Source organism: Spirosoma sp. (assembly GCF_048594605.1).
Lineage (GTDB): Bacteria > Bacteroidota > Bacteroidia > Cytophagales > Spirosomataceae > Spirosoma.
On the sequence record NZ_JBMDWV010000152.1, the window covers coordinates 1 to 17,530 of the forward strand.

At 45.5% G+C, this 17,530-nt stretch carries 15 protein-coding genes; 13 read left to right on the top strand and 2 right to left on the bottom strand.

Translation table 11 applies throughout. The annotated features are described in order from the left end of the window. Positions 1 to 96 precede the first annotated feature (96 nt). Positions 97 to 1,680 (bottom strand): 4-alpha-glucanotransferase, encoded by a 1,584-nt coding sequence (gene malQ / locus ACOJS8_RS09715; protein ID WP_420148341.1) that lies wholly within the window; start codon positions 1,678 to 1,680, stop codon positions 97 to 99. 291 nt (positions 1,681 to 1,971) lie between these two features. On the opposite strand from malQ, the gene atpD reads away from it, so the two are divergent. The 4 genes from atpD to udk all read left to right on the top strand — a co-directional run bounded on the left by atpD (position 1,972) and on the right by udk (position 5,352). Beyond that, on the top strand, positions 1,972 to 3,498 hold the full coding sequence (gene atpD / locus ACOJS8_RS09720; RefSeq protein WP_420148342.1) for a F0F1 ATP synthase subunit beta: 1,527 nt from the start codon (positions 1,972 to 1,974) through the stop codon (positions 3,496 to 3,498). A gap of 98 nt (positions 3,499 to 3,596) precedes the next feature. Next, positions 3,597 to 4,283: a hypothetical protein gene (locus tag ACOJS8_RS09725; RefSeq protein ID WP_420148343.1), complete on the top strand. Its 687-nt coding sequence runs from the start codon at positions 3,597 to 3,599 to the stop codon at positions 4,281 to 4,283. Positions 4,284 to 4,341: 58 nt separating this feature from the next. Continuing rightward, on the top strand, positions 4,342 to 4,587 hold the full coding sequence (gene atpC / locus ACOJS8_RS09730) for an ATP synthase F1 subunit epsilon (RefSeq protein ID WP_420148344.1): 246 nt from the start codon (positions 4,342 to 4,344) through the stop codon (positions 4,585 to 4,587). Positions 4,588 to 4,731: 144 nt separating this feature from the next. Continuing rightward, positions 4,732 to 5,352: a uridine kinase gene (gene udk / locus ACOJS8_RS09735; RefSeq protein ID WP_420148345.1), complete on the top strand. Its 621-nt coding sequence runs from the start codon at positions 4,732 to 4,734 to the stop codon at positions 5,350 to 5,352. 53 nt (positions 5,353 to 5,405) lie between these two features. Here udk and ACOJS8_RS09740 read toward each other — a convergent pair whose 3' ends face one another. Further along, on the bottom strand, positions 5,406 to 6,449 hold the full coding sequence (locus ACOJS8_RS09740) for a 2Fe-2S iron-sulfur cluster-binding protein (RefSeq protein ID WP_420148346.1): 1,044 nt from the start codon (positions 6,447 to 6,449) through the stop codon (positions 5,406 to 5,408). 186 nt (positions 6,450 to 6,635) lie between these two features. Between ACOJS8_RS09740 and nadA the strand changes: the two genes are divergently transcribed. The 9 genes from nadA (at position 6,636) to ACOJS8_RS09785 (ending at position 17,468) form a co-directional block, all read left to right on the top strand. Next, the gene (gene nadA / locus ACOJS8_RS09745) at positions 6,636 to 7,625 is read left to right on the top strand and encodes a quinolinate synthase NadA (RefSeq protein WP_420148347.1); all 990 of its coding nucleotides are present in this window, start codon (positions 6,636 to 6,638) and stop codon (positions 7,623 to 7,625) included. A 77-nt stretch (positions 7,626 to 7,702) separates the two neighbouring features. Then, entirely contained in the window at positions 7,703 to 9,322 is a 1,620-nt protein-coding gene (gene nadB, locus ACOJS8_RS09750; protein ID WP_420148348.1) for an L-aspartate oxidase, read from the top strand. Between the two features lie 132 nt (positions 9,323 to 9,454). Then, entirely contained in the window at positions 9,455 to 10,828 is a 1,374-nt protein-coding gene (locus ACOJS8_RS09755) for a glutamine synthetase family protein (protein ID WP_420148349.1), read from the top strand. Positions 10,829 to 10,905: 77 nt separating this feature from the next. Further along, positions 10,906 to 11,946: a hypothetical protein gene (locus ACOJS8_RS09760; RefSeq protein ID WP_420148350.1), complete on the top strand. Its 1,041-nt coding sequence runs from the start codon at positions 10,906 to 10,908 to the stop codon at positions 11,944 to 11,946. A gap of 143 nt (positions 11,947 to 12,089) precedes the next feature. After that, a complete protein-coding gene (locus ACOJS8_RS09765) occupies positions 12,090 to 12,938 on the top strand; it encodes a TIGR01459 family HAD-type hydrolase (protein ID WP_420148351.1) in 849 nt (282 codons plus the stop codon). Between the two features lie 264 nt (positions 12,939 to 13,202). Then, positions 13,203 to 13,442: an acyl carrier protein gene (locus tag ACOJS8_RS09770; RefSeq protein WP_420148352.1), complete on the top strand. Its 240-nt coding sequence runs from the start codon at positions 13,203 to 13,205 to the stop codon at positions 13,440 to 13,442. 151 nt (positions 13,443 to 13,593) lie between these two features. Next, positions 13,594 to 14,844 carry a beta-ketoacyl-ACP synthase II gene (gene fabF, locus ACOJS8_RS09775; RefSeq protein ID WP_420148353.1) on the top strand — a complete coding sequence of 417 codons (1,251 nt, stop codon included), beginning with the start codon at positions 13,594 to 13,596 and terminating at the stop codon, positions 14,842 to 14,844. A gap of 3 nt (positions 14,845 to 14,847) precedes the next feature. Continuing rightward, positions 14,848 to 15,609 carry a ribonuclease III gene (gene rnc, locus ACOJS8_RS09780; RefSeq protein WP_420148354.1) on the top strand — a complete coding sequence of 254 codons (762 nt, stop codon included), beginning with the start codon at positions 14,848 to 14,850 and terminating at the stop codon, positions 15,607 to 15,609. Between the two features lie 341 nt (positions 15,610 to 15,950). Further along, positions 15,951 to 17,468 carry a Do family serine endopeptidase gene (locus tag ACOJS8_RS09785; protein WP_420148355.1) on the top strand — a complete coding sequence of 506 codons (1,518 nt, stop codon included), beginning with the start codon at positions 15,951 to 15,953 and terminating at the stop codon, positions 17,466 to 17,468. The last annotated feature ends 62 nt before the right edge of the window (positions 17,469 to 17,530 follow it).

Consider the following 17,530-nt stretch of genomic DNA (forward strand, 5'->3'; position numbering starts at 1 on the left):
TTACAGAGGGTTGTTTTTTTTTGTTGTGTTCTTTACATGTTTTTTAATGTGGGTTTATTTCTGTATCACACCCTCACAACACCCCACTTTACAAGCTTATCCTCGTCCTGTCATTCGTGTCAGTTTCAATAACTTTGTGGCTACTGACCTGGTTAACTGGCCCGGTTGCAAGCGCCATTGCCAGCTACGTCCACCCGCACCGGGCGTATTCATCCGATTTGTTTCGTCAAGGTTCAGAATGTCCTGAACGGGCATAATGGCCAGACGAGCGACTGATTGCATTGTTAAGCGACAGATCTGATCCACTACGTTCTTCTCCGTAATCTTAATACCCAGGTAGTTAGCCAGACGCTGACGCTGAGCATCGTCCGACTCCCGGAACCAGCCCAGCGTTGTGTTATTGTCGTGCGTTCCTGAATAGACGACAAAATTTTCGGTATGATTATGAGGAGCATGGGTAGACGTTGGCAAATCATACCCAAACGCAAACTGAATAACGCGCATCCCCGGAATACCGTAGTGCCGCAGATACGGCTGAATTTCACCCGCTTTGGCTCCTAAGTCCTCTCCGATGACGGGAAGATTTACGAACTGTCGGTGCATGGCATGCATAAACGGTTCGATTGGTGCTTTTACCCACTCGCCCACTTTGGCGGTTGGCTCATGAGCGGGGATTTCCCAGTATACGCCGAAGCCTAAAAAATGGTCGAGCCGCGTCAGGCTATATAACGACATCTGATGCCGTAGCCGATGCATCCACCACGCAAAATCGGTACGTTCGTGTTCGGCCCAATCGTAAATTGGATTTCCCCAGCGCTGGCCATATTCGCTAAAATAGTCGGGTGGGGCACCGGCCACGAATAAAGGCTGGAAATTCTCGTCGAGCTTAAAGAGAGTCGGATTTGCCCAGACATCGGCGCTATTGAATTGGACATAAATTGGAATGTCGCCAATCAGGTGAATCTTTTGGTCGAAACAATAGGCAGTTAGTTCATTCCACTGTCGCATAAAGAAATATTGCAGCACTTTAACCACTTCAATGCGATCATGCAGCAGTCTATTTTGACGATCGAGAGCAGTGGGATTTCGCCGAACAAGTTCAGTCGGCCAGCGTATCCAGTTGGGCTCTCCAGTTTCTTCCTGCAAAGCCGAGAACAAAGCGTAATCGTTCAGCCAATTGACATGCCAGCTACAGAAACGATCATAATCGCTACGTTGGGCAGGAGTTGCATTCTGTAAAAAGGCCTCAGCTGCCTGCTGGAGAAGTGGCCTTTTTTTAATCCAGGCCGCATGCATCGTATTAGGAGCTTGTATGAGTGGCCCTGCCATTATCGCCGACGTAGCATCGCCCGGCGTGTTGGTGGGAACAGTTACTGTTACGTCCTGAACAGGTTGTTCATTGAATACATCCAGATCGGCCCTGGTCAGAAACCTTTCTTCTGCCAGTTTTTCCAGGCTGATCATCAGAATATTACCGGCGAAAGCGGACGGGCTACTGTAGGGTGAAAAGCCCGCACCCGGATCAACGGGGGTTAGAGGTAGAATTTGCCAGTATGTTTGACCCGATGCCTTCAGAAAATCAGCAAACCGGTAAGCTTCGGGACCTAAATCGCCGATACCGTGCGCTGAGGGAAGCGACGTAATATGTAGCAATAAACCGCTTGAGCGTTGTTGAAGCATGAAAAAAGTTGTTAGTATAGTCGTTAGTCGATAATCATTAGTCACTGGCAGCCAGTTAATATGATTAGCTGTTCACTAACTTATTAGCGATGACGATCAACTAACTTTTGTACAAATCCGCTCCGGGGCGCTTTTGTTTATCTTTTGCCGTAAAAACCTTACTACCACACCCATTCCCTTCTAAATCAGAAGGAAAATGAGTAACAGGGTCCTTGACCTTACGCGGTTTTTCTCCTACTTTTGCAGTCCCAAACAATGGGTAACTTTTCAAATAAGCTACAGTATATACAAATGACAACGGCAACGGCAGTCAATAAAGGTAAGATTACGCAAATAATCGGGCCGGTTGTGGACGTGAGTTTCGAGGGCGAAGGTACCCGGATTCCGGCCATTCTGGACGCTCTCAAAGTAACGAAAGCCAATGGACAGGAAGTAATTCTGGAAGTTCAGCAGCACCTAGGCGAAGACCGTGTTCGGGCTATCGCTATGGACTCGACGGATGGATTATTTCGTGGTTTGGATGTGATTGACCTTGGCGCTCAAATCATGATGCCAGCCGGTGAAGCTATCCGGGGGCGTCTGTTCAACGTAGTTGGTGAAGCGATTGATGGCATTCCACAACCAAAATCTACTGGTAAAGGCTTGCCGATTCACCGTAGCGCTCCAAAATTTGAAGACCTGGCTACGTCTACTGAAGTACTTTTCACAGGTATCAAAGTAATTGATTTGCTTGAGCCTTACGCTAAAGGCGGTAAAATTGGTCTCTTTGGCGGTGCTGGTGTTGGTAAAACTGTATTGATTCAGGAGTTAATTAACAACATCGCGAAAGCATATTCAGGTTTGTCAGTGTTTGCTGGTGTGGGCGAACGTACCCGCGAAGGAAATGACCTACTCCGCGAAATGATTGAAGCTGGTATCATTAAGTATGGCGAAGGCTTCAAACATTCGATGGAAGAAGGCGGCTGGGATCTAACCAAAGTCGACCTGGAAGAGATGACGAAAAGTCAGGCAACCTTCGTATTTGGTCAGATGAACGAGCCGCCGGGAGCCCGGGCCCGGGTTGCCCTGTCGGGTCTTACTATTGCTGAGCACTTCCGTGATGGAGATGGCGAAGGCGCTGGTCGTGATATCCTGTTCTTTGTTGACAACATCTTCCGCTTTACGCAGGCAGGTTCGGAAGTATCAGCTCTGTTGGGCCGGATGCCATCAGCTGTAGGTTATCAGCCCACGCTGGCTACGGAGATGGGTGTGATGCAGGAACGTATTACGTCGACCAAGCGTGGTTCGATTACGTCGGTACAAGCCGTTTACGTACCTGCCGATGACTTGACTGACCCCGCTCCTGCTACAACTTTTGCTCACCTGGACGCTACGACTGTATTGAGCCGTAAAATCTCCGAGCTGGGTATCTATCCGGCAGTGGACCCTCTTGATTCAACCTCGCGGATTCTGAGTGCTGAAATTCTGGGTGATGAGCATTACAACACAGCCCAACGCGTAAAAGAAATTCTGCAACGTTATAAAGAGCTTCAGGATATTATCGCTATCCTGGGTTTGGAAGAACTTTCAGAAGAAGATAAACTGGTTGTTGCTCGTGCCCGTCGTGTGCAACGCTTCCTGTCGCAACCGTTCTTCGTGGCTGAACAGTTTACCGGTTTGAAAGGCGTTCTGGTTCCAATTGAAGATACCATCAAGGGCTTCAACGAAATTATCGACGGTAAATACGACCATTTGCCAGAGGCTGCTTTTAACCTGGTTGGTACAATTGAAGACGCAGTTGCCAAAGGTGAACGATTGTTAAAAGAAGCTGGACAGTAGTAAGCGAGTTTCTTACACGGTTAATCAAATAACAACGTAGTAAATACTACCGCTCCTGCCCTGAGTCTAATAGTTTGCCATTAAAAACAGACTGGTTTATGAAAACAATTCGATTTAGGGTAGGAGTGACGCTTGTATTGTTTGGCCTTATAGCTACGTCAATAGCTTCAGCTCAGATTACTACACCCACGGAGACAACTATCTCCGCAAAACCCACAGTAATAGGAGCGATCAAAGATACGTCCATCGCGCCTGGTACGTCGGCAGCGACGGGGCAGGACAATGCAGCGACCATTCATTTGGACAATGCGGTGTCAGCGTTGAATAAAGGCGACAAGGCAGCAACAGCAGAAGAATTAAAAGCCGGGATTGCCGGATTAGAAGCTGAAGCGCAGGCGAAACCAACTTCGTTCAAAGACAAGCTATTGTCGCACGTGAGTAAACTCAAAGCATTACTTCCCTTGATTCCGACGGGTGCTTTAGGAAGTGGTGTTTTAGGAAAAGCAGTTAGTCTGGCAAAACTGGCTTCGGGTGGAAATCAGCTCGAAGGTATTCTGGCGGCAGGCTCTCTCCTGGGCAAAGGCAACCAGCTAACCAGCGGTTTGTCGGGGATTGGCAGCGCCTTGGGTGCCCTGGGTGGTCAATCGTCGGGTCAGTCATTAGTTTCGACTGCGCTGGCAACGGTTGGTAAACTTAATCAGGGAGGCTTAGTGGCTAAAGCCGCCGAACCAGCTGCGAAAACACAAATTGGCAGCGTTCTTAACATGGTAAAAGGAATCTTATAAAGGATGTATGATGTAGGATGCACGATATATCCTACATCATATATCATACATCTTTCGTATGACATTAGATATTATTACTCCCGATCGCAAGGTATTCTCCGGCGAAGCCAGTGCCGTTACGTTCCCGGGTAGCGAAGGTCAGTTCCAGGTTTTGAACGACCATGCTCCAATGGTTAGCACATTGGATCGGGGACCCGTTATTGTCCAGACCGCTTCTGGTCAGCAAACCTTTACTGTTGATGGGGGCGTAGTTGAGGTTCTTCAAAACAAAGTGCTGGTGTTGGCTGAAGCGATTGTAGCTTAATCCGGCGTAAGCGAAAACCTTATTTATTGAACCTGAGCGGTTTGTTCATGATGGACATGCCGCTTTTTTGTTGACTATACGTCCGGGTTTCCTCATTTCGCAGTTTCCTGTTTTATTTGCTTTGTTGTTTTAGCTTACTTCATCATGGCCACCAAACCATTTATCGTTGGAATCACGGGCGGCAGCGCTTCTGGCAAAACATCTTTCTTAAAAGATATTCTTAATACGTTTTCAGAAGATCAAATCTGCCTGATTTCTCAGGATAATTATTACAGAACACTTGATCTGATTCCGCTTGATCAGAATGGCGTTTATAACTTTGATCTGCCAGTTACCATCAACCACGAACTGTTTGCCGATCATTTGAGTCAGTTGCACGCCGGAAAAACGGTTCAAACACCGGAATACACATTCAATAACCCGAACGTTGTTCCGAGAACGCTGACTTACCATCCTACACCGATCATTATTGTTGAAGGGCTGTTTGTTTTTCACTTTCCAGATGTAGCAAGTCAATTGGATTTAAAGGTATATATCACCGCTAAGAATCGAATTAAATTAGATCGACGCCTGGTTAGAGATCAGGCTGAGCGGGGACTTACGGAAGAAATTATTAATTACCAGTGGAAGCACCACGTTCGCCCTGCTTATCGTGAATTTGTTAAACCGCACAAAGACGAAGCGGATATCGTCATTCCTAACAATCAACATTACAAAAAAGGACTGGACGTATTACTGGCGTTTCTGAAAACAAAAGTTAGCTAACGTAGCGTGGTCTTTCAGGCTGAAACTGCTGCCATTCATCCTGAAAGACCACGCTACGTTACTTCGATCACGATTCCATCGCTTTCCGGATAACCGGTGCACGTAAGTACCCAGCCATCGGCAAGGTCATGGTCGGTCAATACGTCGTTTATGGTCATGTGAACGCTTCCCGACAAACATCGGGCTGCGCAGGTAGAGCAACGCCCACCCCGGCAACTGTAAGGCAACCTAATCCCCTCATCCAGAGCAGCCTGTAAAATCGATTTGTAGGCCGGGACCTGAATCTCTAGTTCTTGCTCCCTGAAACGTAGTAAAACAGTTCGGTCTTGTGCCAGAACGGGGGGCGGAGCGATAAAGATGGGTTCTACAACAAAGTTCTCGCGCCGAATCTGGTTTAGCTGAAATCCACTGAAAACAAGCGTAAACTGGACCATTCGCATGTAGTCGCCCGGTCCGCAAACGTAAAAACGGAGTCTTTCAGGATTTGACTGACCGACTAAATCCGGCAATAACCGCTCCAGCATTACATTATTCAATCGTCCTCGCAGGCCATTCCAGTCTTCGGAACCATTGCTTAGCAAGTACAGCAGCCGGAAACGATCTGGAAACTCATGATAAAGTGCGTCTAACTCCTGCCGAAAAATAATGCTACGTTCGTTTGAATTACTATAAAGTAGCGTTACTCGCTGAGTAGAGTTTTTATATAAAATCTGCTTCAGTAAGGCAAAAAGTGGGGTAATTCCACTCCCTGCGCCTAACAGTATTACGTCGCCGGTCTGGTTTTCATCGAGTACAAAGCGCCCTGCTGGATACAGGCTTGTTATGGTGTCGCCGACACGTAACGTATCATGCAGGAAACGGGAAATTTCGCCATTCTGAACACGCTTTATCGTTAAACGCAAGGTTTCGCCAGGAACTGAACTAAGGGAATAAGAGCGCCGTACTTCATGATCATTGTGCAGTAGAATCAAGGTCAGAAACTGGCCGGCCCGATACGTAACAGGCCGCCCATTGATCGGTTCCAGAAAATAGCTATTGGTATCCTGAGATTCCGGCTGAATCTGAACGATACGTAATTGCAGAAATTCGTCGGCCATGAATAGATTGCTTTGTACCAAAACTAATCAAATAGCCAACGTTGTTTGAAAGACGCTGACGTTTGTTGAAATTCGCCCGGTCTGGATCTGTTATTGCGGAAGCACAAACAACGGTTCAGCAATTTTTAGAATTGTGACATTTCTTATTTTGCAACGTTACTATATATAAACTGCCAGTATACACTAATGGAAGCACTACTTGAAGAAGTTCAACGCGTGGGCTATGTCAACAAACCCGTTGCTGAGGATATAGATTTGGTAGCTGAAATCAATCGGCTCAAGAAAGAAAAAAATGCGGTTATTCTGGCGCACTATTACGTCGATGGAGCGATTCAGGATTTAGCCGATTATATTGGAGACAGCCTGGGGCTTAGCCAGCAGGCAGCCGCTACCCCCGCTGATATGATTGTATTCTGTGGCGTTCACTTTATGGGCGAAACGGCTAAAATTCTGTCTCCTGAGAAAAAAGTTGTTATTCCTGACTTAAATGCAGGTTGCTCACTCGCCGACTCTGCTCCAGCGGATAAATTCGCGGCTTTTAAAGCGCAGTATCCCGATCATATTGTGCTTTCTTACATCAATTGCTCGGCGGAAATCAAAGCACTATCTGACATCATCGTTACGTCGTCAAACGCGCTGAAGATTGTTGAAAGTCTACCGAAAGATCAGAAAATTATCTTCGCTCCTGATGCAAATCTGGGGCGCTTCGTCTCGAAAAAAACGGGACGGGATATGGTGCTGTGGGATGGGGCCTGCATTGTCCATATCGATATTTCTCTCGAAAAACTGCAAAAATTGCGGGTGGAGCATCCAGAGGCTAAATTCATTGCACATCCTGAATGTCAGGAACATATTTTGAGCGAGGCCGATTACGTTGGTTCAACCACGGCGTTACTTAAATACGTAGTAGATAGCCCAGAACAAACCTTTATTGTAGGAACAGAAGCGGGTATCCTGCACAAGATGAAGCAGGCGGTTCCGCACAAGAAAATAATTCCGGCGCCGGCCAGTCAGAATAATACGTGTGCCTGCTCGGAATGCCCGTATATGAAGATGAATACGCTCGAAAAATTGTACAATTGCATGCTCTACGAACAGCCGGAAATTATTGTACCGGAAGATGTTCGTGTCAAAGCTTATGAATCCGTTGCCCGGATGCTGGAGTTGAGTAAATAAGTCAGATGAGTAGATTTTGTCTCCTTTTTCTTGTCAAGGGTAAATCGTACTATTGAGTCAGTTCAATTACCATCCTAATGCCCCACCAATTTGATTTTCTGGTTATCGGCTCCGGTATTGCGGGCCTGAGTTATGCCACCAAGCTGGCCATGCACTTTGAGAAAATGCAGCAGTCGGTACGTATCGGTGTTATCACGAAAGTGCAAGCTGATGAAACGAACACCAAGTACGCACAGGGCGGAATTGCGGCTGTCTGGTCGGAAGATGATTCGTTTGAGAAGCATATTGAAGACACAATGATAGCGGGCGATTTTCTGAGTGACCGACATATTGTGGAGATCGTTGTGCGGGAAGCGCCCGGCCGGATTCAGGAATTGATCGATTATGGTACCCGCTTCGATAAAGAGCATGGTGGTACCGATTATGATCTGGCCAAAGAAGGGGGTCATTCCGATTTTAGAATCCTACACTTTAAGGATATTACCGGAGCCGAAATTGAGCGGGCATTGCTCGATAAGGCCAATTCGCTAAAATCGATTGAGATTTTCACGCACTTTTATGCTGTCGAGCTCATTACGCGTCACCAGCTTGGCGAAACGGTTCATCGGTACGATACCGACAACAAATGCTTCGGTGCCTACGTACTGAATACACAAACGGGTAAGGTAGAGCGATTTATGGCTAAAACGACCTTGCTTGCTACGGGCGGAATCGGCAACATCTACCAAAGTACAACCAATCCTAGTATTGCAACTGGCGATGGTATTGCGATGGCGTATCGGGCCAAAGGGATCTGTAAGGATATGGAATTTATTCAGTTTCACCCGACAGCGCTTTATGAACCGGGTAAGAAGCCAAACTTCCTGATTTCCGAAGCAGTACGTGGTTTTGGTGGTGTACTACGTACCAAAAAAGGCGAGACGTTTATGGAAAACTACGATTCCCGTCTGTCGCTGGCTCCGCGTGATATTGTGGCTCGTGCTATCGACTCTGAAATGAAAAAGTCAGGCGATCCGCATGTTTATTTAGATGTTACGCACTGCGATTACGAGAAGTTTGTGGAGCATTTCCCAACGATTACTGCCTACTGCCACGATCACCTGGGTCTGGATTTACGGAAAGATTACATCCCCGTTGTACCAGCGCAGCATTACCTCTGCGGAGGTATACGTGTCAATGAATGGGGGCAAACGAATATTCAATTTTTATATGCTGTTGGCGAATGCTCCTGCACAGGCTTGCATGGGGCAAACCGATTAGCGTCAAATTCGCTCCTTGAAGCGGTAGTTTTTGGGCACCGAGCCTATGAGAAAACCGTCGAATTGTTTGATCAGGTAATTTCGCCTACTACTATTCCGGAGTGGAACGATGCCGGAACAACCCATCCCGAAGAGTTGGTTCTTGTTACGGAAATGAAAAAGGAACTGGAATCAATCATGTCGAACTACGTTGGTATCGTACGGACCAACCGGCGCCTGAAACGGGCAATAGATCGCTTGGAATTGATTTATTTGGAGCATGAAGAGCTTTATCGCCAGTCGAAGGTTTCGGTTCCCATTTGTGAGTTACGTAACATGATTGAAGTGGCTTACCTTGTTATTAAAATGGCCATGGCCCGGCGTGAAAACACGGGTCTTCATTTTAACCTGGACAATGTGAACCATGACGCTTCCATGCCGCAGATGCAGCTTCATTAGGGCAACGTAGTTCATAAAACTCCGCTGGGTAGATTTTGGCTTTTCTCAAAGAAGTATACATTTTACTGTCCTAACTTCGTCCCGTCAGCAGCCGAAACAATTGCCAGTTCTTTGCAGAATATGCCTTACGTTATGAATCAGCAAGACATTATTGACTTCATCAACCAGAGTGATAGTCCAAAAATCAAGTATGCGTTTACGGATATTGACGGAGTGCTACGTGGTAAAATCATTCATCGGCAAAAGTTTCTGGACGGACTGAGCGACGGTTTTGGTTTTTGCGATGTGGTTTGGGGGTGGGATTCTGCCGACAACCCTTACGATAATGGCCGTACTACAGGCTGGCACTCCGGCTATCCTGATGCGCCTGTTCGGATTGACGTATCAACCTTTCGACAATTACCCTGGGAAGATAATATTCCCTTTTTTCTAGCCGATTTTAGCCCCAAGCCAGAGGATGAACCAACTAATTACAGCTTAGCTTCCTGTCCGCGCAGCTTGCTGAAACGTATTGCCGAACAGTGTCGTCAAATGGGCTTTCATGCCGAGTTCGCCCAGGAATTTGAGTGGTTCAATTTTCGTGAAACGCCCCAAAGTTTGCAGCAAAAAAACTTTCTGAATTTAGAGCCGCTCACGCCCGGTATGTTTGGTTACTCCATTCTACGGCCGTCGTTAGAAAGTGCGTTCTATCATGACCTGTTTGATCTGTTAGCTCAGTTTGATATCCCACTTGAAGGCTTGCATACCGAAACGGGGCCAGGTGTTTATGAAGCGGCTATTATGCACGATGAGGTTGTTAAAGCTGCAGACAAGGCCGCGCTGTTCAAAACAGCAGTTAAGGAGATTGCCTATCGCCATGGCGTCGTTGCTACGTTTATGGCCAAATGGAATGCCGAATTACCTGGTTGTAGTGGGCATATTCACCAAAGTCTCTGGAATCTGGACAAGACCAGAAATCTGTTTTACGACGCGGCTCAGCCCAGCCAGATGAGCGAATTAATGCGTCAATACGTAGCAGGGCAATTATATTGTTTGCCGTATATTACGCCCATGTTCGCCCCAACCATCAATAGTTATAAACGATTGGTAGAGGGTGCCTGGGCACCTACTACGTTAACCTGGTCGGTAGATAATCGCACAACGGCGCTTCGGGTATTAAATCATAAGGAAGCTTATACACGCGTTGAGCATCGGGTGTCGGGTGCCGATACGAATCCATACTTAGCACTGGCCGCTTCACTAGCCTCGGGCCTATACGGTATTCGGCACCAACTAACGCTCGATATCCCGGCATCGGTTGGGAATGGTTATGCCGATAGACGAAACGGTACGTTGCCTACAAATCTGGATGATGCAACGCAGGCAATGGCCCAGTCTCCAATTGCGGCTGAACTGTTCGGAGCCGAATTTGTTGACCACTTTACTCGCACCCGCAACTGGGAATGGAGACAATATCTCCGCCAGGTGTGCGATTGGGAGTTGAAACGATATTTTGAAATTATTTAAAAGAGTTTACAGTCTTCAGTCTATACTTGACAGGTACGAAAGCCAGCGTCAACTAAAGAATGTAAACGGCGTTTTTTATGCGTCTAGTTGATTACCATTCTATTATAAAAAAAGCCTGGGCTGATTTCGATAATTCAGTGCAGATTCACACCATTGAAGATATCAGCGCCCGCGTTTCTACGAATCACGTATTTCGGGTCAGGTTTGAAGATGGTGGCTACATAATCGCTAAGCTATCTTATTTCGGTAAGTACGAGCATTTTCTGGAAGATCACCGTATCATCCACGCCTTAGCCAATAATTTGTTATTCCCGTTTGAGAACGTACTGGCCAAATCGCTGGTGCGGGACGGACAGGTATATACGTATCGGCATAAAAATGGCTTTATTGATGCCTGGGTCGTATTTTATAATCCTATACGCATTCAGCAAAAACTGCCAAGACGGCTGGAAGATCATCAGATACAAATGCTTGGTCGTCAGCTTGCTAAGTTTCACAAAGCCTGTTCTCGTGTTAGCCCCGTACTGCCTAAATCCAGCAAAACGCTACGTTCGGACATATGGGATTTACTCGATACATTAGATACAGAAGTTGGGCAGTTTGAACACCGGATGCACACTGAAGAACTGAAACGACAGTGTAATCTATTTCTGGAAAACCGACAGAAACTCGTAGCGAAGACAGTCGAAACCATGCCTGTTTTTGTAGACTGGAACATTGGTAATTTCTCTGTTACGTCTAACCTTGAACTCTTTTCACGTTGGGATTATGACTGGTTTAGAGTTAGCTACCGGGTTATGGATTTCTATTTCTTCAGTCGTGTTGTTTCTAACGTCGGTGACCGGACAGTATTTAGCTACGTTATAGGGCCACTAATGGAAGATCGTTTTCTGATGTTTTTGCAGGAGTACCACAAGGTGTATCCGCTAACAGAAAATGAAATTCGATTTTTACCAGAAGCTTACCGTTTTTTCATTCTGAACTACGTTATTAAATACGGACGGTATTTTTTTCATCGCACATACGCTACAAAACTTCAGCGCGAAGCCTATCAGACCTACTTCCCTTCTATTGAAAAGTTCGATGCCGAAAAAATTCTCAAATTGTTAGGTATCTAGTGTTCAGCTAGTCTATTGATATTCAGCCGGTAGGGTCAAAATATAGATATTAGAAAATGAAGCTGCTTGAAAATTCGGTCTGGGTTGTACTTTTACAAATAAACTATAGGTAGTTAGAAACTATCCCTCTATTTTATTTCTGTATGCAACTTGCTGATTTTAAAACTGTAGCTGCTGATTATAAAGTTATTTTCTTTGATGCGTTTGGTGTACTGAAAAATTCAGAGGGAATAATACCTGGCATTGAACACACTTTCGCCTGGCTCCAGGAAACAGGTAAAGACTTCTACGTACTGACTAACGATGCGTCGCGCGGCCCTCACGAACTGGCCGAATCCTATTATCGGCAAGGCTTCTACGCGATTACCCCCGAACGTATTATTTCATCGGGAATGCTTGCTCGCGAGTATTTAGATTTGAAAGTACATAATGGTACGGTAGCTTATCTGGGAACCGAAAAATCAGCGCATTATCTGGAAACTACCGGCCTGACAACCTTACCAATAAGTCAGGTCGACTTAAAGGATATTGATGATATTAATGCACTTGTCTTGCTCGATGACGAAGGATTCGACTGGAATACTGATTTAACCAAGACGGTTAACCTGCTCAGGAAACGTAACATTCCAGTTATTGTAGCCAATACTGACGCTACGTACCCTGTTTCGAAAACTCGCATATCCATCGCTATCGGAGCTGTGGCTAAAATGATTGAGGGGATTGTAGGAAAGCAGTTTATTCGCTTTGGAAAGCCAGATGCACAACTTTTTATGTTTGCCTATGAGCGGCTGGAAAACTCTGCTGAGGTAAGTAAACGCGATATTTTAATGGTTGGTGATACGTTGAAAACAGATATTCTGGGGGGTAATAAATTCGGCCTGGATACAGTACTTGTCCTAACCGGTAACACACAACCCCAAGATGCAGAGATTCAGATTCGAAGTACGGGAATTATCCCAACCTACATATGTAAATCGGTCATAACCCGGTAATCAGGATATCCAATCGCTAAAGTTACCTTTGGTTTGGACTAAATTTATATATTATTAGATAAAATATATTTAAGGTCTTGTTTGTTATATCACTAAATTAATGGCATAAGTAGCGGTAAATATTGCGTTATTCTGTTGATATTTAATTGGTTAACTAGCCAATTGCGCCTTTTGCAAACGATAAACAACCTAAAAAATTGTTTGGCAATACAAAGGTAAATACGTTTCTTTGCGCAGTTTTTTAAACTCCAACGGACTACTAAAATGTCGGACATTGCACAAAAAGTTAAGAATATTATTGTTGAGAAATTAGGCGTTGAAGAATCAGAGGTAACGCCAGAAGCAAGCTTCACGAATGATCTGGGAGCTGATTCACTCGATACAGTTGAGTTGATTATGGAATTCGAAAAAGAGTTTAATCTGCCAATTCCTGATGATGAGGCTGAGAAAATCTCAACAGTGGGTGCTGCTATTGATTATTTAGAGAAGCACATCAGTAAGTAATCTCCGACAAAACGCTGTTTTGGTCGCTTCCGTTATGGATATAGTTCCCTAAAAGCTACCAAGACATAGCAAGTCTTTTAAGTATCCAGAATTCAGCGCTAACAAATACTGGTTTAGCGTTGTTTTCTATTTTATTACGCAGTATAGCTGTATGACATTCAAACGAGTAGTAGTGACCGGCCTCGGTGCATTGACACCTATTGGCAATGATGTAGCCACTTATTGGAACAACTTAGCTGCCGGTGTAAGCGGGGCTGGTCCCATTACGAAGTTTGACGCCAGTAAGTTCCGTACGCAATTTGCCTGCGAAGTTAAAGGGCTGGATATTACCCAGTTCATTCCACGGCAGGAGGCTCGTAAGATGGATGCATTTACGCACTATGCCCTCATTGCCACTGACGAAGCAGTTCGTGACGCTAGCTTGAATCTTGATACAATTAATAAAAACAAGGTTGGCGTTATTTGGGGATCGGGTATTGGTGGGCTCAAATCGTTTGAGGACGAGATGATCGACTATGCCAAGGGCGACGGTACACCCCGTATAAACCCATTCTTTATTGTTCGGATGATTGCTGATAGTGCATCGGGACAAATCTCGATGCGGTATGGGTTTCGAGGAACGAATTACGTAACCGTTTCTGCTTGTGCTTCTACGAATAACGCCATTATCGACGCTTTTAATTATATCCGTCTAGGACGGCTCAATATGTGCGTTGTAGGTGGGTCTGAAGCTGCAGTTACGAAAGCGGGTATTGGTGGTTTTAACGCCAATCGTGCCTTGTCGGAACGTAACGATTCGCCAGAGACCGCTTCTAGACCATACGATAAAGATCGGGACGGATTTGTTATGGGTGAAGGGGCAGGAGCTCTTATTCTGGAAGAATACGAACATGCTCAATCTCGTGGTGCCAAAATCTATGCTGAATTAATTGGTGGAGGCATGTCGTCTGATGCCTATCATATTACAGCTCCGCATCCTGAAGGTTTGGGGGCGTTTCTTGGCATGCAGGATGCACTTGATGATGCTGGAATTTCTCCTACAGAGATAGATTACATTAATACGCACGGAACCTCGACACCGATTGGTGACCCGCAGGAACTGAAAGCCATTCATCAACTATTTGGTGAGCACTCATTTAAAATGAATATTAGCTCAACTAAATCGATGACCGGCCACCTATTAGGGGCTGCAGGTGCTGTTGAAGCTATAGCCTGTATCAAAGCCCTTGAACATCAAATTGTCCCACCAACAATTAATCATTTCACGGACGACGATGAAATCGATCCGCGTTTTAATTTAACGTTTAATAAGGCTCAAGCTCGCACGATGACAACGGTAATGAGTAATGCGTTTGGATTCGGAGGGCATAATGCCATCGTTATTTTTCGTAAACTTAGCTGAGCCGTGCAACTCGCTCTGTCTCGTAGTTTGTCAAATCCTTTTAGCTGGTTTCGATCTGGCAATTCCGGATCGAGTAAGAATCTACGTCGGTCAATTGCCCATATTATTGGCGCTCGCCCTTCTAACATAGGCTTGTACCAGTTAGCGCTACGTCATACATCAGCCTCAAAAGCAACTGCCATCGAAGGATTTCGAGAATCGAATGAGCGATTAGAATATTTGGGGGATGCTGTACTGGGAATGGTGATTGCCGAGTTCCTCTTTAAAAAATACCCCTACAAAGACGAAGGCTTTCTAACTGAGATCCGTTCCCGAATAGTTAATCGGGAAACATTGAATGGTATTGCCCGTAAGATCGGCCTTGATGTGCTGATAGAATACGACGGCAGCCGGACACGTAGTATGCCCTCACGTACATCCATGTATGGTGACGCACTGGAGGCTTTGGTCGGTGCAATTTATTTAGACAAAGGATTTCAATTCTCCCGCCGTTTCATCCTCAAAAGCTTGTTGGCTCACTACGATATTGAATCAGTTGTGCAGACGAACGGTAATTTCAAGAGCCGCTTAATCGAATGGGCTCAACGCGAAGGCAAGGAAATTCGCTTTGAAATAATCTCCGAAAAGGGAAATAGTCATTTCCGTGAATTCATTGCTCAGGTATTGGTCAACGAGGAGCCCTTTGCAACTGGCAGCGGCTATAGCAAGAAAAAAGCTGAACAAGGGGCTGCTGAAAAAGCATTTGAGCTGTTGGCAATTAAGTAGGTGCGTTTCGCGACCGATCTTCCCAGCCTTACAAAAAGCAATCAAATCCGCGTCAATATTGCACAGTCATTTTGACACAAATTTTGTACTTTTATCAAGAAACAATGCCAAATCGTCGTTACTAGTGCGGTTGGAACAGAACTTGATGTATAGCTTCGTGAGTACAGATTCTGAAGGCCAGAGGGAAAGTCTTAGCTCCTAAAATAGCGTTAACAAAGCCCTGTTAAATTTTGTTAAGGACAAGCGTAGACTGGATTTTTAAGTAGCGGCTTTCGTTATACCTACAGAGTTGAATTTGACTCAAACACAAAAAAAGCAATTAGATTTTTTCCCAATTAACCATGAAAAGTAACTGGAAATTATTAGCGTTGATGGCACTTTTATCAAGTGTGATAACGCTGGCCGCTTACAACCTGTTGGGATTTAACAACCGGGATGTAATTTTTAATGAATCGTCGCCTATTCAAGCGATGACGGGTCGTCTTGCCTCAATGCCTGGTGGGCCAACGGCTGTGCCGGGTGATTTCTCTACGGCTGCTGAAGCCGTAACGCCAACCGTTGTTCATATACGTACCACAATGACGCGTACAGTACGTCAACAACAAGTACCTGACATTTTTCGGGAGTTCTTTGGCGATGAATTCGGTGGACAGCGCCAGCCTCGCCGTCAGCAAGGACAGGCTTCTGGTTCAGGCGTAATCATTAGTAAAGATGGGTACATTGTTACTAACAACCACGTTGTTCAGGACGCTGACGAAGTGGAAGTGATTATGACTGATAAACGAAGCTTTAAAGCCAAAGTAATCGGTACTGATCCTTTAACAGATCTGGCCGTCATCAAAGTTGAGGCTAACAACCTACCAGCCATTACGTTAGGCGATTCTGATGCTCTGAAATTAGGCGAATGGGTATTGGCTGTTGGTTATCCACTTGATCTGGAATCAACGGTTACAGCTGGTATTGTCAGCGCGAAAGGCCGTCGTATTGGTATTCTTGACCAGAATATAAACAAAAACGATGCGAAGCCTGATTCCCCAGTAGAAGCATTCATCCAAACGGATGCAGCTATCAACCCTGGCAACTCAGGTGGCGCCCTTGTGAATTTGCGGGGCGAGTTAGTCGGGATTAATTCCGCTATCGCTTCGGCAACAGGGTACTACAGTGGTTACGGCTTCGCCGTTCCTGTGTCGCTTGTTAAGAAAGTATCGGCTGACTTACTGAAATACGGTAACGTTCAACGTGGCTACATCGGCATTCTGCCCATTGAGTTGAACAGTACAATAGCAAAAGAAAAAGGTAGTAAAGTTGGACGCGGAATTTATGTAGAAAGTGTTGTTGAAAAAGGCGCTGCCGAAGCGGCTGGTTTAAAGAAAGGTGACGTCATTGTTAAGATGGAAGGACAATCACTTGACTCTGATGCCCAAATGCGGGAAATCATCGGCCGCCGTCGTCCAGGTGACGTTGTTAATGTTACGGTCAACCGCGATGGTTCAGAACGTGACTTTAAAGTGGAACTTCGCAATCGGAATGGTGGCCGGGATGTAATTAAAAAATCGGATGTTACGGCAGCTACTACGTCTTTAAGCACGCTTGGAGCCAGCTTTGAAGATCTCTCTGCTCAAGATGCAAAACAGTTAGGTGTGAGCGGTGGCGTTAGGGTAAAGAAAATTACAGATGGCAAATTAGCTGAAACTGACGTTGAAGAGGGCTTTATTATCGTAAAAGCAAACGGTAAGAATGTTAAAACCACAAAAGACCTACAGACTATTTTGGCGGCAGTCAAAGAAGGTGAAGGACTGATGCTAATTGGTATGTATCCCAATAGTTCTCGCATGTACTACTACGCAGTACCTGTGTAAGCAAAGCATGATTCAAAAGAAAGAGCGTCGCATGAATATGCGACGCTCTTTCTTTTGAACGG